This window comes from Emticicia sp. CRIBPO, assembly GCF_009905725.1.
Lineage (GTDB): Bacteria > Bacteroidota > Bacteroidia > Cytophagales > Spirosomataceae > Leadbetterella.
This window is the reverse complement of record NZ_JAAAKV010000001.1, coordinates 798,592-819,627: the sequence shown is the minus strand read 5'-3', so window position 1 is coordinate 819,627 and position 21,036 is coordinate 798,592. Positions and strand designations below refer to the sequence as shown.

Here is a 21,036-nt window from a genome sequence, read left to right as displayed (position 1 = left end):
AAACGGTCTATTTTTTGGTTCTGAGAGCAATCTCGGCTTTGATTTTCTTCAGATTAGAGGCCAGGGCAACATAAACCGGCAGAAAAGCCAGCGGGATGGTCGTGAATATGTTGAATCCCTTCTGGAAGGTTATAAAGATGCTGGATGCGGCCAGGACAATGAGGACGCCTCCCAATATGGGCATAGAATACTTATGTGTTTTTTCTTTCTTCTGAAGTTCTTCAAGGCTTAGTTCGGACAAAGGTTTTTCCATGGCTTTTAATCAGAGTTTAGGGTATGTGCTGCAAAAATAGTTAAAACGCTTAAGCAAAGAAACCGGGGGCGTATTAAATTTCCTGAACCTTCAGGTTTCTGATGATCAGGAAAGCCACGGCAATATTCGGCACCCAGCAGAGCCAGGCCACAATCCGGTAAGCCGTGATGAAATCTCCGAAACCTATGGACAGGAGCGGAAGCCAGATCCTGAGCGTAACTGCCGCAAAACAGGCAGCATAACTATAAATCATCATTTGGCGGTGCTGCTCCAGCCGCTTATTTTTAATATAAATATAAGCCATCAGGGTGGTGTAAAACCAGATGATGCCCAGACTGATAAATCCTGAAGCGGCGACTATCCCGCCACTGGCAAAGAAACCGATATAAATGCCCGCCGAAGCACTCAGAAGCACAGCAATGACATAAACCTTACCGCTCAGCCTGTGGAGTTTGAGGTTCCTGTTTCTGAATTTCTCGCTGAACTGAATCCAGCCGATCAGCAGGGCCAGTCCACCTAAAATGATGTGCGTATAAAAGCCCGTGTTCCAGGCGATATTGGCTAAAAGTTCGTCTGATTTGCCGCCGAGCAATCCGAATTTCCGGTCCTGGAGAAAGTAAATGACAGGATAAAGGCCTATCAGTATAGCGAAAACAGCGAAGAGGACCCAGAGTATTTTTTTAGCCACTATTGTTTTGTTAAGAATTGAATAAAGTTAATAATATTTATTCATTCGGAAAACCAATCAGCGGATGTTCTTTTTTATTTTTATTGCTGACAGGATTTCGGGATTTAAAGGAAATTCTTATCTACAATATATTCCGATGTTGAATAACCGTAATTTTTGTTTTTTAACGGTAGCAGGCAGTTCAGTCTGAAACGAATCCGATGGATTCCCGTGTTCATAAAAAAGACCCGGCGGAGTCAGATATTTGTAAAAAAAGATGCTCCCCTTGAAATCCTCGACCCCGGAGGGGTCGCATATTCACTGTACCGCGACTGAATCCGATCGATTCCCATATCCATGAAAATGACCCCGGCGGGGTCAGATATCTGTAAAAAAAACATGCTCCCCCTGAAATTCATGACCCCAGAGGGGTCGCATATTCTCTACGCTGCAAATAAATCCTACGGATACCCACGCTTATAGAAACGTAAACTCCATAAACCAAAACGACCCCGGATGGGGTCGCATGAATTCACAGGTCTGAATGTCAGATTATTTCTTCACCAGCTCAAACGTCTGGCCTTCTGCCCTCACAATAAGTTTGTGTACCGTACCTCCCGTATTCTTGACAAAAGTCATGTCTACCGGGGCGGATTTGAGGAAGAAAGTTTCCATACTGCTCGGGAAAAGGGTACTTTTAGGAAGTCTCGCCTCTTTGGATTCAACCTTCAGCTGACCCATGTTGTCTATGGAAACGGTCGCTTTAAATTCTCCCTGGTAATCGCCGGCCAGTGTGGCCAGTACGCTTTCAGGTACTTTCACCGTATTTTTATAAGGCGTAAACCTTTCCCATTTCCAGGGGATTGTAACACCTGCTACTTTCTCAAAAAGCTCTTTGAAAATGCTTTCGGCATTAGAGCTGTTACTCATCACCAGTAAAGCGATTTTCTGTTCAGGCAGACATAAAACATAATGTTGCCAGCCGTCACTGTGTCCTTCTTTAAAAAACGCTGTACCATTCGGGATCTTAAACAATCCCCAGCCCAGGCCGTAAGACAGGCCTATGGTGCGGTTCTCGACAGTCAGCTCATCAGATAAAGTCGGAAACTGGTATTTCGAACGGATCTCGATCTGGGGCTTCAGCATTTCTTTTTTAGATTCCGGGCTGATGCCTTTGCCTTGCATCAGGGCAGACATAAACAGGGTATAATCTACTATCGTGGTTTGCATAGAGCCCGCCGCATTGGCTTCAGCCCGTTTGATCAGGTCCAGCGGAACTTCATCGACGGTATGACCATAAGCAACGTTGTCGTTAAAAGACTCCTGCCATACAAAACTCGTGCGGGTCATACCCAGCGGAAGAAACACTTTTTCGTGGGCCAGCTGTTCGAGCGGTTTGCCTGAGATGGCTTCCACCACCAGTTGCAACAGGTGAATACCTTCGCCTGAGTAAGCGTATTGTTTGCCTGGTGTAAAGAAAAATTCCAGTTTCTTATTGTTTTTCGGGTTCAGTTCCCGCCAGTTGGGGAATCCCGTGGTATGATCAAGGCAATGCCGTGCGGTGAGCAGTTTCCAGCGTTCGTCACCGGCCAGGTCTTTATAGTTGTCGTATTCAGGCAGTGGCTTGGGCAGATAAGTATAGAGCGGTTTGTCCAGGTCAATGGTCTTTTCGTCGACCATCTTCATGACCAGGTAAGCAAACAGCGACTTGGCCAGCGAGGCGGCATAAAAACTGGTGGAGTTATCTCCTAACTGATTGAGGGCTTTGTTTTTATAGCTGTAAGTCATCATATAAACCGGCTGGTTGTCATTGATGATGCCCACTGAAAGGCCCGTTACGCCCGCGGCTTCCATGAGCCGGGTGACCTGCTGGTCAACGTCATAAGTGAGAATGGTGGAGCCGTCGGCTTTGGTGATCTGTGCACAAAGAATTTGCGTGGTAAAGAACAGACTTAAGAACAAAAAAAGTTTTGAATACATGAAGATGATGTTTTAGCGATGATCAAAAATAAGAAAAAAGTAGACATCTATGGTGCAGAGCGATGATAATGTACCCGTATAACGCTCAAAATTCCCCAATAATTTCCTCAAAGTCAACATTTTAGATGGGGAAATTTGTGGAACGATTATTTTATGAGATATCGTACCAACCATGACACAGCTATGAAAGAGATCAGAAAGTATTTCGGAGGTTTGATTTTTATCTTGTTAATACTGATGACGGCAATCGTTTTGCCACTGGCTGTTCTCTGTATGTTTGTTATCTGGCTGCTGATGGGCGGGTCGCTCGATGATTTTGTGACAGGTTCTTATGCCTTGCTGCTCATGCATCTGGCCAATATCCGGAAAACGTGTGAGTATTTTTATTGAGGGTTTCAGTAACGGACAGCCTTCATGAAAGTAAAGGAGCAGGAATCGATACCGTAAAATAAGATCACTTAAGTCTTAAAACCCTGGTTTTTAATTTATTAACACTGAATTTTATAAGCCATTAAACTACAGCACGCCATGACCAGAAAAACAACTTTAATAGCCATTTTCACCGCCGGGATTGCGGTGATGACTACCCCTCGTTATCTCTTTACTGATGCTCCCCGTGAAGGTAACGCTCTCTATATGCCTGTAAACCAGGAGTCTGCCCCCTTGTCTTTCATTACGGCAGGGTTCAGTGACTATGATGACGACGCTGACATTGAAAGAGCCCTGAACCGTAAAAACAAATCGGTTTACCTGGCTTCGTTCAGAAGGGCTGTGGAAGAATCCGGCAAAATCTATACTTACAAATCGATTCCAAGGTCAGTTAATGTCAATTCGCTGTATACCTATATCCTCGAAAAAGACGATCAGTTTTATCTTCACCTGATGGCCCGCTACACTTCCAATGATCCCGTGGGTTTTGATCACCTGGTGTTTTATCTGGACAATGAAGTGATTGAATACTACCCGGCAGAGAAATTTATATTGGAAGAGTCGGAGCTCGGCCTGCATGAAAATTGTGATATACTGGTCAGACAGCCTGATGAAGCTTTGCTGAGAAAGATTATTAACGCTGAAAAAGCAAAAGTAGCTTTTGTGGGTTCAGGTAAAACGTTTGAGATGCCCGTCACCAACAATGACAAGCTGGCCATGGAGCGTTCACTGAGTGTTTACAATGATCTGAAATAAACATTTTTATATAAAGAGTCTTTGGAAAGTCCTGTGTAAAAGGGTTTACACGGGACTTTCCGTTTTTAAACCGTAACACAGGAGCTTTTTCCTGGTCACAATCATCTGAAACAGTTTCCATAATGCCTTTTAAGTATTTCCGGTGATATCCGGGCCTATGTTTCCCGGCTTTGAACCCGGGTTGGTGATGTCGAAGTGTCTATTCCCGAGCTTTTAGCTCGGGTTGATAGTGTCGAAGGGTATATTCCCGAGCTTTTAGCTCGGGCTGATGGTGTCGAAGGGTATATTCCCGAGCTTTTAGCTCGGGCTGATGGTGTCGAAGGGTATATTTCCGAGCTTTTAACTCGGGTTGATGGTGTCGAAGGGTATATTCCCGAGCTTTTAGCTCGGCCTGATAGTGTTGAAGAGTATGTCTCCGAGCTTTTAGCTCGGCCTGATAGTGTTGAAGAGTATATCTCCGAGCTTTTAGCTCGGGCTGATGGTGTCGAAGAGTATATCTCCGAGCTTTTAGCTCGGGCGGATAGTGTTGAAGAGTATGTCTCCGAGCTTTTAGCTCGGGTTGATAGTGTTGAAGAGTATATTCCCGAGCTTTTAGCTCGGGCTGATGGTGTCGAAGGGTATATTCCCGAGCTTTTAGCTCGGCCTGATAGTGTTGAAGAGTATATCTCCGAGCTTTTAGCTCGGGTTGATGATGTCGAACAACGTAGCCCCGGGCTTCCAGCCCGGGGAGAAGATATTAACGTGCATATTTCGGGGCTATCAGCCCATACGGATCATGCCGGAGACCCCAGCCCCGGGTTTCAACCCGGGGGAAATAATCCCGAAGAGCATTTAAGAGGTGTTTCGCGGGCATCAGAGACCATATTACCCGCCTTTTATCCTCTCAGAGGTGGCATCATCTTTTAAAACGCTGGCTGATTTCGTCCACGACAGACTTGTAATTTCCGCTCTGCAGGCTTGCAATCTTAAAATAGTCATAAATACTGTCAGCGGTGATCATCGCATCTGATCCGGCAGCCATCATTGAGCTGTCGATTCCCGCCATAAGGGTACTCAGATGGACTTTGATCTCTGCCAGGTCCTGGTGAAGGGAAATGTCCTTACGCATTTCTTCCACATCTATGGTAGGAGGCATGGCATCGGGAAACATCCGGGCTGACCGCTCGCAATCCAGCACATAAGACAGGCTTTTTTGACCCATTTTCCTCATGCTCATGCGTTCGTTGCTGTCGATACCGACCAGGAACGGCAGGTAATTGCTGATTTCTTCTATTCTTTTGATGATTTCCTGCTTGGCTTCAGCAGACAGTTCCGCCGAAATTTTCTGGTTCTGTGCCATGTGAATAAGGGGGGTTAAGTTGTATACCTGCAAATTAAGGAGATTAAATCCGAAAAACCATACAGGAATTTCTCCGGATTTATGCCGTTTATCGGACCGTTCCATAAAAATGACTTGTGAATAATGATCAGGTTGTTTACTATTGACCCGGGAATTGGCTCAATTCTGAAACGTACTTATCCTCTTAACACAATGAAAAAGAAAATTTTACTCTTCTGTTGCTTGTCTCTGCTTGCTGTTTTGAAAAGCAGGGGGCAAGCCGATGAACTGGTGTCGTCGAGATACCGGTTGTACAACAGTTTTAAGGTTTCCGGCAGTTTTTTTATCCATGGCGGTGGTTTCCTGGGCATCGGGTATGGGTTTGCGGCCCGGGGAAAGTTCATTCAACCCGCTCTTAACCTGTCGGTGAGTGCCCGGTTCGGGAAAAACAACCTGGGTAACCGTGACCGTTTTAAAACCGCCTGGCAGATCAACACCATCATTTCGCCTTTGGTGACGGTGGGGTCGTCCAATAAGACCGGTTTTTTTGAAGAAATCAACCCGGCGTATTTCGGCAACGTCAGCAGTGTTTATTCCAATTACATGCACGCCGTCACCCTGGGCTCCAGTTTTGTGGTGATGCCCAAAGGGCTGGGGTTAAACATAGAAACCAGCCGCAACCGCTCTCAGCAGCTGGTTTACGTGCAGCTCAAGGTAGGCTGGGAGTATAAAAACAAGGATTCGCTGAAGAAAGACTACGGCAGTTTTCAGTTCAATATGTATGAAGACTACCTGTTTACCGACCGCCCGGCCCTGCAGGCCCTCGCTGATAATTTTGACCGCTTTTTTACGGGCGGGGGCAATGTGCAGCTGAGAATTAACAGGAATTTCCAGATCAAACTGTACAATGAAGTGTATACCGGGAATAACTACCGTGATGATTTTGATTACCCCGACTGGGTGGATTCAAGTGACGTATCTCTGAAAGACAACAAATGGGGAAACCGGTTTAAAAAAAGGCAGGCCCGGTATGCCTACCAGGATGCAGGCCAGCAGCAGTTTAACAAAGGCCGTTCATTTTTTGTGTTCGAGTACTCGCCTCAGCAGACTCACCGGCAGAGACTCAGCTACCAGGCTTATATGGGATGGCAAAAAGCGGCGAGTATGCGGTCTCAGAACTTCATCCACAGCCATATCAACAGGATAGACAAGGCTCTTCCGGGCTCCTACGGAGAGAAAAAGCTGATCACCAGGGGCAGGGACAAAGACCAGCTGCATTTCTTTTATCCTTCCAATAAAGAAGATAAAAGATGTATTTATGGTGGTGGAATTCAGTTTCAAACTTATTAACCGGCTAATCACATGAAACGTATCCTGTTTTTCACCCTGATCTCATTTTCACTGACGGCTCAGACCACTGATAATCTCCAGGCCATCAGGAAGAGTTTTTATGACCCGCATACCGTTTATGTCAGGAAAGTGCTGGAACACAATCCTAAAAGACAGAAAAAAGAAAGGGACCCTGATAAGAAAACGGATGTTTCACTCGACAGGTCCGCTTATTTCCTGAGGATCAAAAGCAGGATATTCGAGTCGCCTGAGGGGTTTGATATCATCGAAGTGTTTAAAAGTGAAAGGTATTTTGAAGATACTTTTATGAAGAGATACAAAAAGATACCTTATGTAAAAGATACGGACGGGTATTATTTCCTGGCCAAACTGACCTACAAATCAGATGAAGAAAACCTGGCAGGGGTGGATATCTATCCGGGACTGATTACAAATGTCTGTTATCCGGGTATGCATGGAAATAAAAAGAGCTGCACGGCAGGAAAAACAGATGAGCAGAACTTCAAAACCCATTCTGACGCCCTGGTCAGGTATGCCCTGCTGATTGAGAAGGCCAAGATTTCGCATAACCAGGATTCTATTCAGTACTGGTATAAAACAGAAATCAAACGTTTTGACCTGGAAATCGAAGATAACGAGGTAACCGGTCTGAAAAAACAATATACCAAATACGGTCTGAGTGACGACCTGCTGCTGAATGACTTCTACAGGTTTGACAGGCTGGAAGTGAAGACCGACACCACTTTCGGGCTGGCGGTTTTTAATAAGCTGATTGAGAACACGGCGGAGGATTCAAGACAAAGTGTGGCGGTAGTAGATTCGGTGACGCTCAAACAGACTGCGGAAACGGCCACCGAAGTGCCGACTGCGGTAAATACGGTAAAAGCCTGGCTTTATGCCGGGAAGCTGAAACAGAAAGTGGTAACCCTTGATTCTACGGTGTTTCTGCCCAATAAGTCCTATGTTTTTCAGTCGGAGGGCAACCAATGGCTGACCAAAGCGGCCCTCAATTACCGCCAGGAGGCCCCCAGAAAGGTCAACAATGTATGGCAAAAGGGGAAGGTCGTTGGCATCATTCCCGGCAAGTGGAAGTTTAAGATCCTTGAGAATGCCCAGATTCCCGGTATCGACGGCTACCCTTTACTGTGGTTGCTGGTGGAGTTTGTCAAACCATAAAGGATTACCTTCTATTGGCGAGCAGGGAAAAAGTATTTGTTGTTACCCTGTTCTTTTATGCCTTATTTCTTCGTTTTCCATTGGTGGAGGTCATCGGCAGCGTCAATAGAGTGAGACTCGTGGATGTCTTTGGCCTTCTCGGCTTTATCAGACAGCCTCTGATAGTATTTCCGGAGCACGTCCAGTTCCTCTTCATCCAGGTCTTCGATATCGACCATGACATTGCTGGCGGTTTTGCTGGCAGCAATGAGCTCATTGAGCTTCAGCTGTATGGCCTTCGAGTCTTTATTCTGTGATTTCTGGATCAGGAACACCATCAGGAACGTGATGATGGTGGTGCCGGTATTGATGACCAGCTGCCAGGTGTCGGAGTAATCAAATACGGGTCCGGTAACCAGCCAGGTGATGACAATGCCCAGGGCAAAGCCGAATGCCACAGAACTGCCGGTCCAGCAGGTGATTTTGTTGGCAAAGTTTTCGAAGAAGCTCTTTTTCTTTTTCATACGGACGGGTTTTTTGTTCTTTTTATAATATTATTAGATTTGATCTCAGAGGGGCTGACCGCTATTTTTTATCTTTTTTTCCAAACACTTTTTGGAGCAGGTTCTTTTTATCATCCTTTATTTCTACTTCTTTGATGTTGATGGTATTGTCAATAGTAGGCGTCAGAGCATCTATAAAGGCATTCCGGAGAACATAGGAGATGGCTGTCCAGAGATTGGTGTCAGGGTTTTCGAATTTACCTTCTATGGGTACTTTGGTGGCCAGCTGGTCTTTGCGGTGGTTTTTGAAAATCTCAGCCACTGAAGCTACCACGGTTTCCCAGAGGATCTGCAGGGGCTTGCCTTCTTCTTTATTGAATTCCACTATGTCAAGGTCTTTGATCAGCGGTTTGACGTACCCCTTAAAAGCCCCGTCTTTGGCCGCAAACTCAGTGTACATCCCGAAATTGCCTTTGCTGACATCAAAATTGCCATAGGCTTTGAAAAGATCGTTCATCCTGACCATGTTCACGTCGGTGATCCTGGCATTGAGGTCAAAAGTAGGTTTCTTTTCCAGCGGATTCAGGTCGGCATTGAGTTCAAACTTACCTTCATAGGCGTCTCCTGTGGCTTTTAGTCTGGCCGGAAGCACTTTGACACTGTCATTAACATTGGTGAGGTTGGAAGCCCCGGCAAAGATGTTTGTCATCGCAATGTCCACCTTAGGACTGGTGCTTTTATCGATATAATGGATCTGGCCGTCGAGGATCTCAAAATGGTTGACCTTGAGGGGCATCAGATCCCGGATCACATCCCTGAAATCGGAGGTGTCGGCTTTGATGTCTTCACCTTTGTGTTTTCCCCGGACAAAATAGAGATGGGGTTTATTGACGACAATTTCACCTACCATGGAGCCTTTGAAAATGGCTTTCCATTCTACCGAAAGGTCGATTTCAGGGGTGGTGAAAAACGGGATGGTGTCGTTATCCCCGGTCTTTTCTATTTTCATGTCTTTGATCACATAGGCCCCGCGGATGAGGGCAATGTCGATGTCTTCCACATGTCCGTGATACTGGTCGATGTCTGCCAGCACCCTGTTGACGTATTTGAGCACAATAGAGGGCAGCATTAATCTGAATATGATCAGCAACAGGGCCAGTACGGCTATGATGATAAATCCTTTGTTTTTCATGTCTATGATGTTTAATTAAGAACTTATTTTGTCCACTTCCTTATTTTTAAAGGAAATGAGTTGTTCTTCTTCTGTTAACTGGATGTGTATGGCGTCTTTGGCAGGCTCAATGCCCCTGCCGAAATGAATGGCGTGCTGTTTGGTGAATTCTGCTCCGAAAAATACGATCATACAGGAATAAGAAACCCAGAGCATGATCAGGATCACGGACCCGGCTGCTCCATAGGTAGAGGCAGGTTCGGCTTTACTGAAATAGATGCCTAAGGCGTATTTCCCGAGGATGAATAGCCCGGTGGTGACCATCGCCCCGATCCAGACGTCCTGCCACTGCACCTTTGCGTCGGGCAGGATTTTGAACATCATGGCAAACAGGACTGTGATGATCGAAAATGAGATGGTGAAATTGAGGATCTGGAATAATGAAAGGGTAAACTCCGGCATATGCCGCCTGATCCATTCACCAAAGGCTGCAAGACCGGTAGTCAGCACCAGAGAAATCAGCAGTAAAAAGCCGATAGAAAGCACCAGTCCGAACGAGAGTAAACGGTCTTTAAAGAGTTTGATCCATCTTTTCTTACCGGTAATTTCGGGTTTTATTTTGACTTCCCAGATCTGGTCGAGGGAGGTCTGCAATTGAACAAAGACACCAATAGCCCCCATGATCAGGGTGAAAATACCGGCTATGGTAGCAATCAGTGAGTTTTTTTGACGGCCTGCATTGGCTATGAAAGCTTCAATCTGCCGGGCAGTATCGATACCCATGATAGAGCTGATCTGTTTGGAAACTTCTCCCTGCACAGCTTCCTTACCAAAGGCAAACCCTGCAAAGGCTATAATAATGACCAGCAGCGAAGGAATAGAAAAGACAGCATAGTAGGCAATCACGGCACTCTGACGGAACGGGTCGGCGGCATTCCAGGCCACGAAGGTCTTTTTCAGGATAGTCCAGATGTGGTTGAGTACTTTATTTATTCGTTTCATGGCTAGGTAATTCTAATGTCATGGATCTCAATGATTTACATTAAAAGATCATTCCGTGGTATACGGGGGAATTAATTGCACGGAAGGAATAATGAATGAGTGATAGAATGATAGAATGATTGAATGCCTGCCCGGCCTGAGACCTAGTCTCGCAGGCCTGCCCGGCCTGAGACTTAGTCTCGGAGGGGCCTGCCTGGTCTGAGAGGTAGTCTCGGAGAGGGCTGTCGGGTCTGAGGCTGTGGCTCTAAAGGGGGGTGATAGAATGCTTGCACGACCTGGGCTTCGCCGGGGGGATGGAATAGAAAGATGGCAGTGTCATGAAAGCCCTGTAGGGGCGGCACATCGATAGTAAAGCAAAGTAATCGGAGAAATAGAACCCCGTAGGGGTGATACATGGGCGTCAGGGGCGGAATATCCGGGGCGAAGATCGTAAAATCCGGGAAAACAGGGCAGGGGAACAATTTTTTAGCAATAATAAACATCCGCATGGCAGAAAGTATTTTAAAAGATTATTTAACGCTAACCAAAGAATATTATGATTACGTCAAAGTTGTTTTTAGTTTCGGACGAAACGTCTGTCAACCTGGATAATGAAGATATATTATCCATTAATTTATTAGATGATGTCTTTGAAAAGGATTTCCCGGTCCTGCTGGACAGTGTCATCATTGTAGGTTTTCTCACCAAAGAAGACGAAGACCCGGATCAGGCTATTTTGTGGCTTACGATTTATAATAACAACATCAGCCTGAAAAAACAAAGCATAAGGGCAGATTTTAAAGGCAAAAGCATTTACGGACTCATCATCCACGCCAGGGAAATATCCATCATAGAGGAAGGCTCTCTTGATTTTGTGCTGAGCAACCAGATGGGGGATGAAATGGACCGCTATGCCATCAGTGTTCATCACGGCGAGCTGTTGCACGAAATAGAAACGCCTGTTCCGCCGATGTGAGCCGATGTGACGCATTGTTGACGGTTCAGCGAGTTGAATGTTGAGTTCAGAAAGATTGAGCAAAGCAAAATCTACGGATTGGTGCGACCCACATGATCTTAACCAACCCGCGATTTGAATGGTGGGCCCGGGGGCGTATTCATTACCTCGCCGGAACCGGCTTTACCTCATATCCAAGCCTGATCAATTGTTGCACAAGACCTTCTTTATAAAAAAAATGACGAAGCCCCACGGCAACAAAACATTGGGATACTTTAAAAGATTTGTCCAGGATGGCTACCCATTTGTTGTTCCTGTCCAGCACAAACTGCGGAGGGAAGCCCATTTTACTGATCTCGGTGTCGAACTGATAATTGAGGTTGAATTGCTTGTAATCATTGATGAAATTGCACTCAGAATCGTCGTCAGCCAGCATTTTTTTCATGAGATCAACAGAGCTGGCTGTCAGCAGGGAGTCTTTGGACTGGTGCATGTTCCGGGACGACTCTTCGATGATGTTGAGCTGGTTGCCGTCGAGGGGCAGTACCGTCTGCTCGTTCTTTAGAGCCAGTTTTTCAATATAGCCGTCCATGATTTCACGTGAGGTCCCGGTGTAGGAGGTGTCGCAGAAATTCTGTCCGTAAATCCTGAAGATCGTCAGGAATAAAGGGAGCGGAGGGAGTTGATAATAAGAGATATCTTCAGCTTTGCTGACGAAATCCCTGAATATATTTTCCTGCTCAGGGGTCATTGCTTTGTGCCACTTTTGGGTGTTCCAGGTGGATATCCGGCCGGTGCCGGTGGTGTCATTCTTGCCGTTGAAAAGCTGTTCAAGGTACACCACTTTTGCGGCATTCAGTTTTTCCACAGTGTTGGTCAATGAAAGAAAGAAGGCGGGATTTACCTCATGAAAAGTGGCAAACATATAAGATTTGTGTGGTATTCCCGGTTTACTGACTTCCCAAAGAAGTGTTTTCGGCACATTCTGCCCGAATGAAAACACAGAGCTGAAAGTTGTAAGAATTAAAAATGTTATCTTCTTCATAAGATGATGTGAAACAGGTATGGTTAATTTTGTTGTTCTCTCTTTATGTTTGTTTGTGTTCGCCCTTATTCTTTCTGCTCATCCGACAAACAGTCAGGCCGGCTACCCTCCTTTTTCTTTTCTCCATTCTCCTCTCACGCCATATTCCACTGAACATTGATTTCTGTCTGGAGGAATTCGATAAAATGATTGAAGTACCCAGGGTAGGACCTGTTGTTCATGACGGCAATATAGTGCTTTCTTTTTAAACCGTTTCTCCCGATTTTGACGGCTTTGAGCGGATTATTTTTGAGGTAAGGCTGCAGGGCCCATTTGGCCATGGACATCACCCCCATATCCGCCTTAACCATTTCTATAGAGGCCTCAGTAAGCGGGAGCGGGGTGATCTTTTTAGGGTTGACATTGGCCGGTGCCAGCAGAAACTGATGCACACTGACGGTTTCAAGCGGTAACGAATGGATCAGCAAATGCTCTGTAGCAAAATCTTCGGCCACGACATATTTTTTGTCTGCCCAGGGATGGCTTTCGGAGACCACCATCACCATTTCATCCTGGAACAGCTCAGAATACCTGATGTGGTTGTCTTTAACCAAGTCGCTGACAATAGCGATGTCCAGCACATTGGCGAGTAATTTCTGTAGCGGGTAATGGGTGGCTTCCATCACAATTTTAAGCTCCACATTGGGATAAATCAGCTGAAACTGCTTTAAAACGGATGGCAGCCAATGATAGCTGGAATAACACTCTGTACTGATCCTGATCTCGCCGGATTCACCATAAATCATCTGTTTGATTTCTCTTTCCGTATCCTGTATTTTCTCCAGTATTTCATTGGCCGTCTGGTAGAGTTTTTCTCCGGCACGTGTCAGTATCAATTTTTTATTGACCCTCAGGAATATGCGGGTCCCCAGCTGGTATTCTGCCTCTTTGAGCTGATGGCTCAAAGCCGACTGGGTCAGATGCAGTTTGTCTATCGCCTTCGTGATACTCCCTTCCTCTACAATGGCCTTGATAAGCTTCAGATGCCGTATTTCCATATTCAATATTTGCTTTACAATAATAGGCTTTTTTCAGGAAAACAGAAGGGTAGCAATCATGAAAATATTCAATGGAAATCATGAATTCTTTTCGTTTTTATGGCAACTCACATCCGGCTAGTTTTGTGGCATCAATTTTAAACAATAAAAATATGGATGCTCAGATTAAACATTACGAGGATAAACTCGCTTTTGAAATGGACCCTTCGGATCTTTTTGATGCTCTCAACAAAGGTGAAAAAGTGGTGGCTCTTGATACGCGTAAAGCTTTTGGTTTTAATGCCGAGCATATCCCGACGGCCATCAACATTCCTCACCGTGAAATGACCGAAGAAACGACGAGACACCTGGACAGGAAGGTACTGTATGTGACTTATTGCGACGGCATCGGCTGTAATGCGTCTACCAAAGGAGCTTTGAATATGACAAAACTGGGTTTTAAAGTGAAAGAACTGATAGGGGGGATAGAATGGTGGAAACTGGACGGTTATGCTACTGAGGGTACCAGGGCGGAGGTCAATGGGCTGAAACCTGAATGTGCCTGCTGAAAAAACTGTGGAAATTTGGGTAAATATTTTCCGGAAGATTTAGTTTTTTTTAAGATAAAACATCTGAAATCAGCCCGTTACCGTATTTATGGATGATTTATTCCCCAAAAAATCCGGGGTCCGGATTTTTTTAATATTAAGCAGAACTAAACTTATAAAGCCATGAGCCGGATTATTCATATCTCGAACAAAGCTGTTACCAAAGCGACCAAAGTCCTTAAGGCCAGAAGTGCGAATACGGGCAACGCTGTGGCTACCTACTTTTTTATCGTGTATGTGACATTTCTGATGTCTCTTTATCTGCTTTTTACCAGTATATGGTAAAAATGTACTGATACAGGTTGATGTAGTGTAATAACTCAGCTGTTGAGTTCTGTCATATAATCAATGCTGTACCTTTGTCCGGCTTTCCTCATCATTTCCCTGGCATTCATCTGGTAAAGATCTTCTTTAATAATCATTCCGAAACGGTCTTTGATCGTGTAATCACGCATATCCTCCAGGTTCCTTTTCATGCGGTATTCAGCAAAAGCCAGGGTAAGAGCACCACTGTGTTTGGGTTGCAGTCTTACGGAATCAGGAAGCAGGTCTTTGCACATTGTACGGAAAACTATCCTTGAAACAGGGACAGGCTTGAACATCTCCGAGGGTAAGCTATAAACCAGTTGCAGTAAACGGATGTCTGCCAAAGGATAGGCTGTTTCCATGCCATACTGCAAGGCATAAGCCCCTTCAGACTCAGTACGTAAGGTAGTATGAGGACGGCAGACCTGTGCTTTCAGGTAATGTTTAAAAGAAGGCTGGCTTGAAAAGATGGAATCTTTCAGGGTTTTGTGGTAGGGCGAATCTTTTTTCAGCAGGTTTCTTTTCTTTTGTATTTTGAAATAATCGACAGAGAAAGTGCCGATGATTTTGAACAAATAGTACATCAGGACGTTTTTAATGGCCCTCAGTTTAAACTCTCTGAAAAAGCGGAAGAGGGCTTTCCAGTTCCTTTGATAAATATAGTCATGAAAATAGAAAGAACCGTAGTTGGATACACATTCGTCCCCCGGAAAGCCGCTTAATATCACCCCGACTTTATATTCCTGTGATTTTTTGAACAAGGGCGTTTGCCAGATGCAATCTGAATTGGCATGCCCTCCCATGACCTGGTTCACATGTGCTTTCTCTTCAAAGGCGTCTTTGTAAAAGAAGTCATCTACTGGGTGGTGATTCCTCATGTCCAGTCCGGCATATTCAATCATGTCTTTCTGAGTGCCCTGTTCGTCAATACCCTTCTCCGAAAAACGCCGCGTTTTTTCATTCAGGACAAATGAAAAAGTATGGAGCTTTTCCAGTCCTGCTATCCTGGAAACAAGGACGGTGATGGCTGAAGAGTCCATTCCACCGCTCAGTTGGCAACCAATATTCTTAATGGTCCTGATGCGGCATTTTACGGCTTCAGAAAATAATCGTCTGAGTTCTGCATATCTTTCTTCGTCCGTTTTCAGATGGCTGATGTCCGCTGCTGACAATTCCCAGTAAAGGGTTTCGCGTCCCAAATCTTTTTCAGGGTCAAAATAAAGATAGTGAGCAGGTCTGAGTCTGAAAATATCCTTGAAAAAAGTACTCTCGACAGGGGGCTGGAAGTTCTTAAGTTCATAGGCAATGTATTCCCGGTTCAGGGGCAGAGGCTGGTCAAAAGCAGCTTTGATCGCAGGAATACCGGTTGAGAACAGGAACATGTCCTGGTTTTTCAGATAAAAAAGCGGACGGATACCCAGATGGTCTTTAGCCATGAAAAGTTCATGAGATTGTTTGTCCCAGACGACAAACGAAAAGTCACCCAGCAGATGTTCTACGCATTTTTCTTTATAAGTTTCAAAGGTCTTCAGAAGGTACTCATGATCGCTCAGATTTTCATCCAGCTTGAGTTTGGCAGCCAGTTCTTCCCTGTTGTCGAGTCTGACAGAGGCTGCCAGGACAAACCTGTTGTTCTGACAGATCAGCGGGGTATTGACAGACTCGGGAGTATTGAATAGCAACTTATTACAGATAAAAACTTTTTCGGTCTGGTAGAAGCCTGCCTGGTCAGGTTCAAAATAGGCTAAGGCTGACGCCATTTTTTGGGAGATCAGATCCAGGTCAACGTCTGAACGCAGGGCAATACAGCCAAAGAATTGTGACATGTTTATTTTTTCTTTAAACGGCTTAATGCAATCCGGGCAGATATTACTTTCAATTGCAATAATTTATGTTCTTTCATGTTTTCTGAAGGCACAGGATTGACTTCTCTCATCACCTGCGAAAAACTGAAATCTTTATAAACTTCGGTTTTTCTGGCCAACTCCATTACCTCGTTTCTGGCTGCAACGGCTGTTTCCACCATTGACCTGGTTTTCAGTTCGGTTAGTTCTCCGTCCCGGAGTTTTTTAAGGGGTTCGCAAAAAAACTTGCCGCATGTATTGGGTCTCAGGCGGTCGTAAATGCTGCAGCAACTTTTAAAATAAGGACAGGGTAAGGAGAAATACATTTTATCGTCAGGCTGACTGAAGGTGGTCAGGTTCAGGCTTTCAGCCAGTTTCTTATCTTCCTCATTCCAGATTCTCGCCCTGTTAAACAAGGAACCGTCGCAGCATAAGCCGCAATTCATGCAAATAGAAGAGAGGGTTTCATCGAGGTTCATGGGTATAAGGTTTGTGCAAATCTACAAAGCATTCCGGTAGAAAAAAATACCTGTTTTCAGTAATTTGATCTTCGTGGAGCCGTGCTTTAAAAAGCCTGGGCTATATAAAAATACTTGTAGAACATGTTTCTATGCGATGAATATTTTATTTATTTGCATCAAATTTAAAATGAATGCCCTACCACTATCAAGCTTACGGAATTCCTGTAGTATCTTCTATGGAATTGCCTGCACTTATTCCTGCCAGTGATAATGAAGCTGATCTGCAGCCCATCATGGTTGAGGCAGGGGCTGTGCCTGACTTTTTGGTCAATGCTCCGCTGGAAATCAAGCCTTTCAGTACATTTAATGAAAACGAGTTCCGGTATGAGGTGCCGGGTGTTGCCAAATATTATGTGGTTGACGGTCAGTATATTACCATTGAAATACTAGGCAATAACCTGGATGAGATTTTGCTTTATTTTTACAGCAATTGCCTTGCTGCCGCTTTATTTCAGCGAAACCTTATTCCTTTTCACGTTTCCGGTGTTTTTGTGAAGGAGAACGAGGTGCTGCTTTTTGCGGCACCTTCCAGAACCGGTAAAAGTACGACGGCACTTATGCTTCAGCATAAGGGTTATGACCTGTTTACAGACGATACCGCTTTGTTGTATGTGCATGAAGGTCAGGTGTTTGCGAAGGCCTCGTATCCGATGCTACGTTTGTGGCAGAATACCGTTGAAAAACAGTCGATTTATTCTGACTCGGATAAACAGCATATTTATGGAGAGCTGGATAAATATGGTTTTTCTTTTCATGAGAAGTTTACTGCGGAAGCTGTGCTTGTCAAAGGCATTGTATTCCTGGAAGAGAGAGGGGCAGATATTCAGATAACTGAAACCGGAACAACCCGTTGTATGAAACTCCTGGTTGAGAATATTTACAGGGGACAGTGGCTCGACGGCATGAAAAAGCAGCGTGTCCGGTTCGAAAACGTAACAAAACTGGCTAATGTCTTACCTGCCTGGCAGGCCGCAAGGCCAAGGTTTACTGATACTTTCGATAGCTTTGCCGAGGCTATTGACTCGCAGATCATCAAGAAAGTATGAAGGGGGATAAGAACATCGTCTGGCTGGCTTCTTATCCTAAATCGGGAAATACCTGGATGCGGTCATTTCTTTCGGCTTTGCTGACAGAAAAAGAACCGGACATCAATGATATGTCAACGGGAGGTATTTTTTCCGGAAAAAATAATCTTGAAAGAAGTCTGGACCTGGATCCTGTTTTCTTAAGGCAGGGACAGATTGAAAAGTTCAGAAGGCTGTCCTTTTCCTATTTATCAGACCATTCGGATAAGCCTTTGTTTGTTAAAATCCATGATGCATTTACGATGTCTGAGGCAGACGGTCTGCCGTTGGTGCCTGACGAACCGACAAAAATGGCAGTTTACCTCATCAGAAACCCCCTGGATGTGACGCTGTCATTATCCAATCACCTGGATAAAGATACGGAAGCGGTTATAGAGAAGTTTATCAATAATCCTGCCGGGGAGTTTGCCGGTAAAAATACTGCCGGGCACCAATTTAATCAAATATTATTGAATTGGTCGATGCATGTAGAAAGTTGGAAAAAAAATCCTAGATTTGCCGTACACTTTGTCCGTTACGAGGACTTACGTTTCAATCCTTTTCAGACCTTCAGAGCAGCTGTGAAAGCCATGGGTCTAGAACACACCGACGAACAGATACAAAAAGCCATAAACGCCACCGCATTTGAAAAGCTGAAGAAGAAAGAGCAGGAATCCGGTTTTGCCGAGAATATGAACCCGAAGTCCAGTTTCTTTTATAAAGGACAGGTAGGCCGCTGGAAAGATGAGCTGAGTCCTTCACAAATCCAACGTATTAAAGAAGTTCACGAGCCCATGATGCGTGCATTCGGGTATTGGGAATGAAGTGGCTAATTGCCCGGTTGTAAGCAAGATAACTAATAGCAGAAGGATAAAAATGACCTATCAAATTAACACTGAAAAAATTCTGTTTACCCAGCTGGGTGATGAGGGTGTCGTTTATGACATCGAAAAAAATGAGTATGTAACACTGAACGAAACTTTCTATAAAATCATGAAGGGTATCAACGAAGGTAAAGATAATCAGGAGATTGTCTCATTACTCTGCAGTGAGTACGCCATTTCGGAAACTGATTGCCTGAAAGAAGTAGAAAAGGCAGTGGATCAGTTGAAAAGTAAAGAATACATCAATTAACCCCTATTTAATAAAAATGGAAGTTTCAGAGCTCAATGAATTAACCCTGTTAAAAGAATGGATCAGTCCCTGCATGGAAGTGCTTGAAATACAAAAAGCAGATAGCGGTGTTTGGGATATTGCCTTACGTGACCCGCTGGCAAGTTAAGTCTGAAGATACAAACCCGAATATTTAACCCTGACTAAAGCTAAAATTATGGAACAAAACAACAAAATAACCCCGGTACTTTCAAAAGAAGAAAATGTACTGAAGGAATGGGTCAGCCCTGAAATGCAAACCATGGAAGTGGCAGCAGCAAGCTGGTTACTTGATCCTTTAAGCTAATTTCAACGTGTATTTAAACCTTAAATATTATAAAACAAACCATTAAATTTTCTTGACCATGGAAAAACCAACACATGAGGAGCAGTCTCCGGCTGCGAACGAACAAGTTCAATTGAAAGACTGGATCAGTCCGGAAATGCAGGAAGTTAAGGTTTTCGGAGGAGATGGAGCATCTCCAGAATTTTCTATTGGCTCTGCTAAGAGCTGACATTTAATCAGGCAATCAACGTAAACATCTATTCAATATGGAAAAACCGACGCAGGAAGTACAGCCTTTGGTTGCTGGCGAACAAGTTCTATTGAAAGACTGGGTCAGCCCGGAGATGCAGGAAGTTAAACTCTTTTCAGGAGACGGATCAGGTCCTGAATTAAGTGGATTTACCAGCTGATTCTAATAAAACAAACAGATTTTCTTCAAATAGTTTCTCTATGGTTACACTTGATATGCAATGTTTCCCCGGTGTTTTCTCTCCGGAACCGGATGAGGCAGAAATGGTGGAGTTCAGAGAGAAACTATTTGGGCTTATTTCGAGCTATCATTACTGTGTTCTGAAAACAGGAGACCTTCATTATGGTAATGAGATTTACCGGCTTATTTTTGACAGATTGTTCGAATCTTTGTCACAGGATTCGTCCGGAACGAAAGAACTTCAGGTTTTGATAAGCAAGGGAGGCACGAATGCGACTTCATATGCCAATTCGTCAGTAGCTTTTAATTTTCACAATGACGGCCTGCATGTTCTGATTGAAGTTCCGCAAATTATGGGTCTGGCTTGTGTCAAACCTGCAGAAATAGGTGGAGAGAGTATTCTGATTGATGGGGAAAGTGTGTTTGGTGCAGTTTCTGAGGATCCGGATTTAATGCGAATCTTAAGTACCCATGATTTTTGTTTTTCCACTACCGGAAATTACGGAGAACCTTTTGTAAAAAGAAAGATTTTAGTGTCCGACAACCTGGGTAATTTTAGCCGGATCAATTATTTTCGTACAATAATCGAACAGGGCCATGAGAAATCAGGTATCCTATTGACGGAGGAGCAGGTTTTGGCGATCAACAAACTGGACAGAATTTTACTTGCTCAGATGAATAATATAAAATTCCGGATGGAAAGCGGCGACTTTCTGATCGCGGACAACCGGAAGATGTTGCATGGAAGAATGCCTTTCAAAGACTTCGACGGACCTTCAAAAAGACATATGTTAAGATACTGGGGTAACTACAAATCATGATGTTACGAAAAACAAGGTTGTTTATCTCCATGAGCTTCAGAAGGAAATACTTATTTTTCTTTACTTCTTTTATTTCCTTCTACACTTTCCTGCTATACCGGTTTTATCAGCGAAAAGCCAGCTTCGGTAGCGTAGGACACACACTGCAACCGGGTGAAACTGATAAAGCACTCATCAGCGATATCAGGTTTGCTATAAAGTTGGTCAATAAATATGTTCCCTGGGAGAACGTCTGCAGGCATCAGGCTCTTCAGGCCAAAATATTATGTAACTTCTATCATATTCCTTATCAGATTTTTGTGGGATTTAAAAAAAATGAGAGCGGCAAAACAGAGGGACATGCCTGGTCTGTTGCAGGAGGGATCATGATTACAGGCTTTTGCCGTCCATCTGATTATATGGTCCATTCTGTCTTTTCTTAAATA

Annotated in this window: 28 protein-coding genes; 17 read left to right on the top strand and 11 right to left on the bottom strand. The window is 44.4% G+C overall.

The window, feature by feature from the left end; all coding sequences use genetic code 11:
• Positions 1 to 7: 7 nt before the first annotated feature.
• The 3 genes from GVN16_RS03720 to GVN16_RS03710 all read right to left on the bottom strand — a co-directional run bounded on the left by GVN16_RS03720 (position 8) and on the right by GVN16_RS03710 (position 2,900).
• Positions 8 to 253, bottom strand: a complete 246-nt coding sequence (locus GVN16_RS03720) for a redox-active disulfide protein 2 (RefSeq protein ID WP_166562483.1) — start codon at positions 251 to 253, stop codon at positions 8 to 10.
• 73 nt (positions 254 to 326) lie between these two features.
• The gene (locus GVN16_RS03715; protein ID WP_166562482.1) at positions 327 to 941 is read right to left on the bottom strand and encodes a DUF2306 domain-containing protein; all 615 of its coding nucleotides are present in this window, start codon (positions 939 to 941) and stop codon (positions 327 to 329) included.
• A gap of 531 nt (positions 942 to 1,472) precedes the next feature.
• Complete coding sequence (locus tag GVN16_RS03710; RefSeq protein ID WP_166562481.1) at positions 1,473 to 2,900, bottom strand: serine hydrolase; 1,428 nt, start codon at positions 2,898 to 2,900, stop codon at positions 1,473 to 1,475.
• A 183-nt stretch (positions 2,901 to 3,083) separates the two neighbouring features.
• Here GVN16_RS03710 and GVN16_RS03705 point away from each other — a divergent pair, with 183 nt between their 5' ends.
• The 3 genes from GVN16_RS03705 (at position 3,084) to GVN16_RS03695 (ending at position 4,991) form a co-directional block, all read left to right on the top strand.
• The gene (locus GVN16_RS03705; RefSeq protein ID WP_166562480.1) at positions 3,084 to 3,290 is read left to right on the top strand and encodes a hypothetical protein; all 207 of its coding nucleotides are present in this window, start codon (positions 3,084 to 3,086) and stop codon (positions 3,288 to 3,290) included.
• Between the two features lie 138 nt (positions 3,291 to 3,428).
• On the top strand, positions 3,429 to 4,085 hold the full coding sequence (locus GVN16_RS03700; protein WP_166562479.1) for a hypothetical protein: 657 nt from the start codon (positions 3,429 to 3,431) through the stop codon (positions 4,083 to 4,085).
• A 195-nt stretch (positions 4,086 to 4,280) separates the two neighbouring features.
• Entirely contained in the window at positions 4,281 to 4,991 is a 711-nt protein-coding gene (locus tag GVN16_RS03695; RefSeq protein ID WP_166562478.1) for a hypothetical protein, read from the top strand.
• Here the strand turns inward: GVN16_RS03695 and GVN16_RS03690 are convergent.
• Positions 4,981 to 5,424 carry a hypothetical protein gene (locus GVN16_RS03690; RefSeq protein WP_166562477.1) on the bottom strand — a complete coding sequence of 148 codons (444 nt, stop codon included), beginning with the start codon at positions 5,422 to 5,424 and terminating at the stop codon, positions 4,981 to 4,983. The genes GVN16_RS03695 and GVN16_RS03690 overlap by 11 nt on opposite strands.
• 192 nt (positions 5,425 to 5,616) lie before the next feature.
• Here GVN16_RS03690 and GVN16_RS03685 point away from each other — a divergent pair, with 192 nt between their 5' ends.
• Both GVN16_RS03685 and GVN16_RS03680 read left to right on the top strand, forming a co-directional pair.
• Positions 5,617 to 6,753 carry a hypothetical protein gene (locus GVN16_RS03685; RefSeq protein WP_166562476.1) on the top strand — a complete coding sequence of 379 codons (1,137 nt, stop codon included), beginning with the start codon at positions 5,617 to 5,619 and terminating at the stop codon, positions 6,751 to 6,753.
• 12 nt (positions 6,754 to 6,765) lie between these two features.
• A complete protein-coding gene (locus GVN16_RS03680) occupies positions 6,766 to 7,929 on the top strand; it encodes a hypothetical protein (RefSeq protein ID WP_166562475.1) in 1,164 nt (387 codons plus the stop codon).
• A 62-nt stretch (positions 7,930 to 7,991) separates the two neighbouring features.
• Here GVN16_RS03680 and GVN16_RS03675 read toward each other — a convergent pair whose 3' ends face one another.
• From GVN16_RS03675 to GVN16_RS03665, 3 genes are all read right to left on the bottom strand, one after another.
• On the bottom strand, positions 7,992 to 8,432 hold the full coding sequence (locus GVN16_RS03675; RefSeq protein WP_166562474.1) for a low affinity iron permease family protein: 441 nt from the start codon (positions 8,430 to 8,432) through the stop codon (positions 7,992 to 7,994).
• 61 nt (positions 8,433 to 8,493) lie between these two features.
• Positions 8,494 to 9,603, bottom strand: coding sequence for a DUF748 domain-containing protein (locus GVN16_RS03670; RefSeq protein ID WP_166562473.1), 1,110 nt, complete (start codon positions 9,601 to 9,603; stop codon positions 8,494 to 8,496).
• Positions 9,604 to 9,618: 15 nt separating this feature from the next.
• The gene (locus tag GVN16_RS03665; protein WP_166562472.1) at positions 9,619 to 10,584 is read right to left on the bottom strand and encodes a YihY/virulence factor BrkB family protein; all 966 of its coding nucleotides are present in this window, start codon (positions 10,582 to 10,584) and stop codon (positions 9,619 to 9,621) included.
• 535 nt (positions 10,585 to 11,119) lie between these two features.
• Between GVN16_RS03665 and GVN16_RS03660 the strand changes: the two genes are divergently transcribed.
• Entirely contained in the window at positions 11,120 to 11,539 is a 420-nt protein-coding gene (locus tag GVN16_RS03660; protein WP_166562471.1) for a hypothetical protein, read from the top strand.
• Positions 11,540 to 11,681: 142 nt separating this feature from the next.
• Here the strand turns inward: GVN16_RS03660 and GVN16_RS03655 are convergent, their stop codons facing one another.
• Both GVN16_RS03655 and GVN16_RS03650 read right to left on the bottom strand, forming a co-directional pair.
• On the bottom strand, positions 11,682 to 12,563 hold the full coding sequence (locus GVN16_RS03655; protein WP_166562470.1) for a TraB/GumN family protein: 882 nt from the start codon (positions 12,561 to 12,563) through the stop codon (positions 11,682 to 11,684).
• 134 nt (positions 12,564 to 12,697) lie between these two features.
• Positions 12,698 to 13,600, bottom strand: a complete 903-nt coding sequence (locus GVN16_RS03650) for a LysR family transcriptional regulator (RefSeq protein ID WP_166562469.1) — start codon at positions 13,598 to 13,600, stop codon at positions 12,698 to 12,700.
• Positions 13,601 to 13,752: 152 nt separating this feature from the next.
• On the opposite strand from GVN16_RS03650, the gene GVN16_RS03645 reads away from it, so the two are divergent.
• Both GVN16_RS03645 and GVN16_RS03640 read left to right on the top strand, forming a co-directional pair.
• Positions 13,753 to 14,148 (top strand): rhodanese-like domain-containing protein, encoded by a 396-nt coding sequence (locus GVN16_RS03645; protein ID WP_166562468.1) that lies wholly within the window; start codon positions 13,753 to 13,755, stop codon positions 14,146 to 14,148.
• Between the two features lie 162 nt (positions 14,149 to 14,310).
• Positions 14,311 to 14,472, top strand: a complete 162-nt coding sequence (locus GVN16_RS03640; RefSeq protein ID WP_166562467.1) for a hypothetical protein — start codon at positions 14,311 to 14,313, stop codon at positions 14,470 to 14,472.
• A 35-nt stretch (positions 14,473 to 14,507) separates the two neighbouring features.
• Here the strand turns inward: GVN16_RS03640 and GVN16_RS03635 are convergent, their stop codons facing one another.
• Both GVN16_RS03635 and GVN16_RS03630 read right to left on the bottom strand, forming a co-directional pair.
• Positions 14,508 to 16,319: an asparagine synthetase B gene (locus GVN16_RS03635; RefSeq protein WP_166562466.1), complete on the bottom strand. Its 1,812-nt coding sequence runs from the start codon at positions 16,317 to 16,319 to the stop codon at positions 14,508 to 14,510.
• 2 nt (positions 16,320 to 16,321) lie between these two features.
• Positions 16,322 to 16,816, bottom strand: a complete 495-nt coding sequence (locus GVN16_RS03630; protein ID WP_166562465.1) for a YkgJ family cysteine cluster protein — start codon at positions 16,814 to 16,816, stop codon at positions 16,322 to 16,324.
• A 173-nt stretch (positions 16,817 to 16,989) separates the two neighbouring features.
• On the opposite strand from GVN16_RS03630, the gene GVN16_RS03625 reads away from it, so the two are divergent.
• From GVN16_RS03625 to GVN16_RS03595, 9 genes are read left to right on the top strand one after another with little or no spacing between them, the layout of a single operon-like run.
• Positions 16,990 to 17,904, top strand: coding sequence for a hypothetical protein (locus GVN16_RS03625; protein ID WP_166562464.1), 915 nt, complete (start codon positions 16,990 to 16,992; stop codon positions 17,902 to 17,904).
• Positions 17,901 to 18,746, top strand: a complete 846-nt coding sequence (locus GVN16_RS03620; RefSeq protein ID WP_166562463.1) for a sulfotransferase domain-containing protein — start codon at positions 17,901 to 17,903, stop codon at positions 18,744 to 18,746. Before GVN16_RS03625 ends, GVN16_RS03620 begins: the two co-directional genes overlap by 4 nt.
• A gap of 52 nt (positions 18,747 to 18,798) precedes the next feature.
• Positions 18,799 to 19,056, top strand: coding sequence for a PqqD family protein (locus tag GVN16_RS03615; protein WP_166562462.1), 258 nt, complete (start codon positions 18,799 to 18,801; stop codon positions 19,054 to 19,056).
• A gap of 16 nt (positions 19,057 to 19,072) precedes the next feature.
• Positions 19,073 to 19,204 carry a hypothetical protein gene (locus GVN16_RS26175; RefSeq protein WP_255490212.1) on the top strand — a complete coding sequence of 44 codons (132 nt, stop codon included), beginning with the start codon at positions 19,073 to 19,075 and terminating at the stop codon, positions 19,202 to 19,204.
• A gap of 48 nt (positions 19,205 to 19,252) precedes the next feature.
• Positions 19,253 to 19,381, top strand: a complete 129-nt coding sequence (locus GVN16_RS26170) for a hypothetical protein (RefSeq protein WP_255490211.1) — start codon at positions 19,253 to 19,255, stop codon at positions 19,379 to 19,381.
• Positions 19,382 to 19,439: 58 nt separating this feature from the next.
• Complete coding sequence (locus GVN16_RS03610; protein ID WP_166562461.1) at positions 19,440 to 19,589, top strand: hypothetical protein; 150 nt, start codon at positions 19,440 to 19,442, stop codon at positions 19,587 to 19,589.
• A 37-nt stretch (positions 19,590 to 19,626) separates the two neighbouring features.
• Positions 19,627 to 19,770: a hypothetical protein gene (locus GVN16_RS03605; RefSeq protein WP_166562460.1), complete on the top strand. Its 144-nt coding sequence runs from the start codon at positions 19,627 to 19,629 to the stop codon at positions 19,768 to 19,770.
• A 40-nt stretch (positions 19,771 to 19,810) separates the two neighbouring features.
• Positions 19,811 to 20,611 carry a TauD/TfdA family dioxygenase gene (locus GVN16_RS03600; protein ID WP_166562459.1) on the top strand — a complete coding sequence of 267 codons (801 nt, stop codon included), beginning with the start codon at positions 19,811 to 19,813 and terminating at the stop codon, positions 20,609 to 20,611.
• A complete protein-coding gene (locus GVN16_RS03595) occupies positions 20,608 to 21,033 on the top strand; it encodes a lasso peptide biosynthesis B2 protein (protein ID WP_166562458.1) in 426 nt (141 codons plus the stop codon). Before GVN16_RS03600 ends, GVN16_RS03595 begins: the two co-directional genes overlap by 4 nt.
• The last annotated feature ends 3 nt before the right edge of the window (positions 21,034 to 21,036 follow it).

What these genes read in the sequence shown, in the direction of transcription:
- GVN16_RS03720 (WP_166562483.1), bottom strand. Translation starts at nt 253, where the DNA reads ATGGAAAAACCTTTGTCCGAACTAAGCCTTGAAGAACTTCAGAAGAAA.
- GVN16_RS03710 (WP_166562481.1), bottom strand. Translation starts at nt 2,900, where the DNA reads ATGTATTCAAAACTTTTTTTGTTCTTAAGTCTGTTCTTTACCACGCAA.
- GVN16_RS03705 (WP_166562480.1), top strand. Translation starts at nt 3,084, where the DNA reads ATGAAAGAGATCAGAAAGTATTTCGGAGGTTTGATTTTTATCTTGTTA.
- GVN16_RS03700 (WP_166562479.1), top strand. Translation starts at nt 3,429, where the DNA reads ATGACCAGAAAAACAACTTTAATAGCCATTTTCACCGCCGGGATTGCG.
- GVN16_RS03690 (WP_166562477.1), bottom strand. Translation starts at nt 5,424, where the DNA reads ATGGCACAGAACCAGAAAATTTCGGCGGAACTGTCTGCTGAAGCCAAG.
- GVN16_RS03685 (WP_166562476.1), top strand. Translation starts at nt 5,617, where the DNA reads ATGAAAAAGAAAATTTTACTCTTCTGTTGCTTGTCTCTGCTTGCTGTT.
- GVN16_RS03680 (WP_166562475.1), top strand. Translation starts at nt 6,766, where the DNA reads ATGAAACGTATCCTGTTTTTCACCCTGATCTCATTTTCACTGACGGCT.
- GVN16_RS03675 (WP_166562474.1), bottom strand. Translation starts at nt 8,432, where the DNA reads ATGAAAAAGAAAAAGAGCTTCTTCGAAAACTTTGCCAACAAAATCACC.
- GVN16_RS03670 (WP_166562473.1), bottom strand. Translation starts at nt 9,603, where the DNA reads ATGAAAAACAAAGGATTTATCATCATAGCCGTACTGGCCCTGTTGCTG.
- GVN16_RS03665 (WP_166562472.1), bottom strand. Translation starts at nt 10,584, where the DNA reads ATGAAACGAATAAATAAAGTACTCAACCACATCTGGACTATCCTGAAA.
- GVN16_RS03660 (WP_166562471.1), top strand. Translation starts at nt 11,120, where the DNA reads ATGATTACGTCAAAGTTGTTTTTAGTTTCGGACGAAACGTCTGTCAAC.
- GVN16_RS03655 (WP_166562470.1), bottom strand. Translation starts at nt 12,563, where the DNA reads ATGAAGAAGATAACATTTTTAATTCTTACAACTTTCAGCTCTGTGTTT.
- GVN16_RS03650 (WP_166562469.1), bottom strand. Translation starts at nt 13,600, where the DNA reads ATGGAAATACGGCATCTGAAGCTTATCAAGGCCATTGTAGAGGAAGGG.
- GVN16_RS03645 (WP_166562468.1), top strand. Translation starts at nt 13,753, where the DNA reads ATGGATGCTCAGATTAAACATTACGAGGATAAACTCGCTTTTGAAATG.
- GVN16_RS03640 (WP_166562467.1), top strand. Translation starts at nt 14,311, where the DNA reads ATGAGCCGGATTATTCATATCTCGAACAAAGCTGTTACCAAAGCGACC.
- GVN16_RS03635 (WP_166562466.1), bottom strand. Translation starts at nt 16,319, where the DNA reads ATGTCACAATTCTTTGGCTGTATTGCCCTGCGTTCAGACGTTGACCTG.
- GVN16_RS03630 (WP_166562465.1), bottom strand. Translation starts at nt 16,816, where the DNA reads ATGAACCTCGATGAAACCCTCTCTTCTATTTGCATGAATTGCGGCTTA.
- GVN16_RS03625 (WP_166562464.1), top strand. Translation starts at nt 16,990, where the DNA reads ATGCCCTACCACTATCAAGCTTACGGAATTCCTGTAGTATCTTCTATG.
- GVN16_RS03620 (WP_166562463.1), top strand. Translation starts at nt 17,901, where the DNA reads ATGAAGGGGGATAAGAACATCGTCTGGCTGGCTTCTTATCCTAAATCG.
- GVN16_RS03615 (WP_166562462.1), top strand. Translation starts at nt 18,799, where the DNA reads ATGACCTATCAAATTAACACTGAAAAAATTCTGTTTACCCAGCTGGGT.
- GVN16_RS26175 (WP_255490212.1), top strand. Translation starts at nt 19,073, where the DNA reads ATGGAAGTTTCAGAGCTCAATGAATTAACCCTGTTAAAAGAATGGATC.
- GVN16_RS26170 (WP_255490211.1), top strand. Translation starts at nt 19,253, where the DNA reads ATGGAACAAAACAACAAAATAACCCCGGTACTTTCAAAAGAAGAAAAT.
- GVN16_RS03610 (WP_166562461.1), top strand. Translation starts at nt 19,440, where the DNA reads ATGGAAAAACCAACACATGAGGAGCAGTCTCCGGCTGCGAACGAACAA.
- GVN16_RS03605 (WP_166562460.1), top strand. Translation starts at nt 19,627, where the DNA reads ATGGAAAAACCGACGCAGGAAGTACAGCCTTTGGTTGCTGGCGAACAA.
- GVN16_RS03600 (WP_166562459.1), top strand. Translation starts at nt 19,811, where the DNA reads ATGGTTACACTTGATATGCAATGTTTCCCCGGTGTTTTCTCTCCGGAA.
- GVN16_RS03595 (WP_166562458.1), top strand. Translation starts at nt 20,608, where the DNA reads ATGATGTTACGAAAAACAAGGTTGTTTATCTCCATGAGCTTCAGAAGG.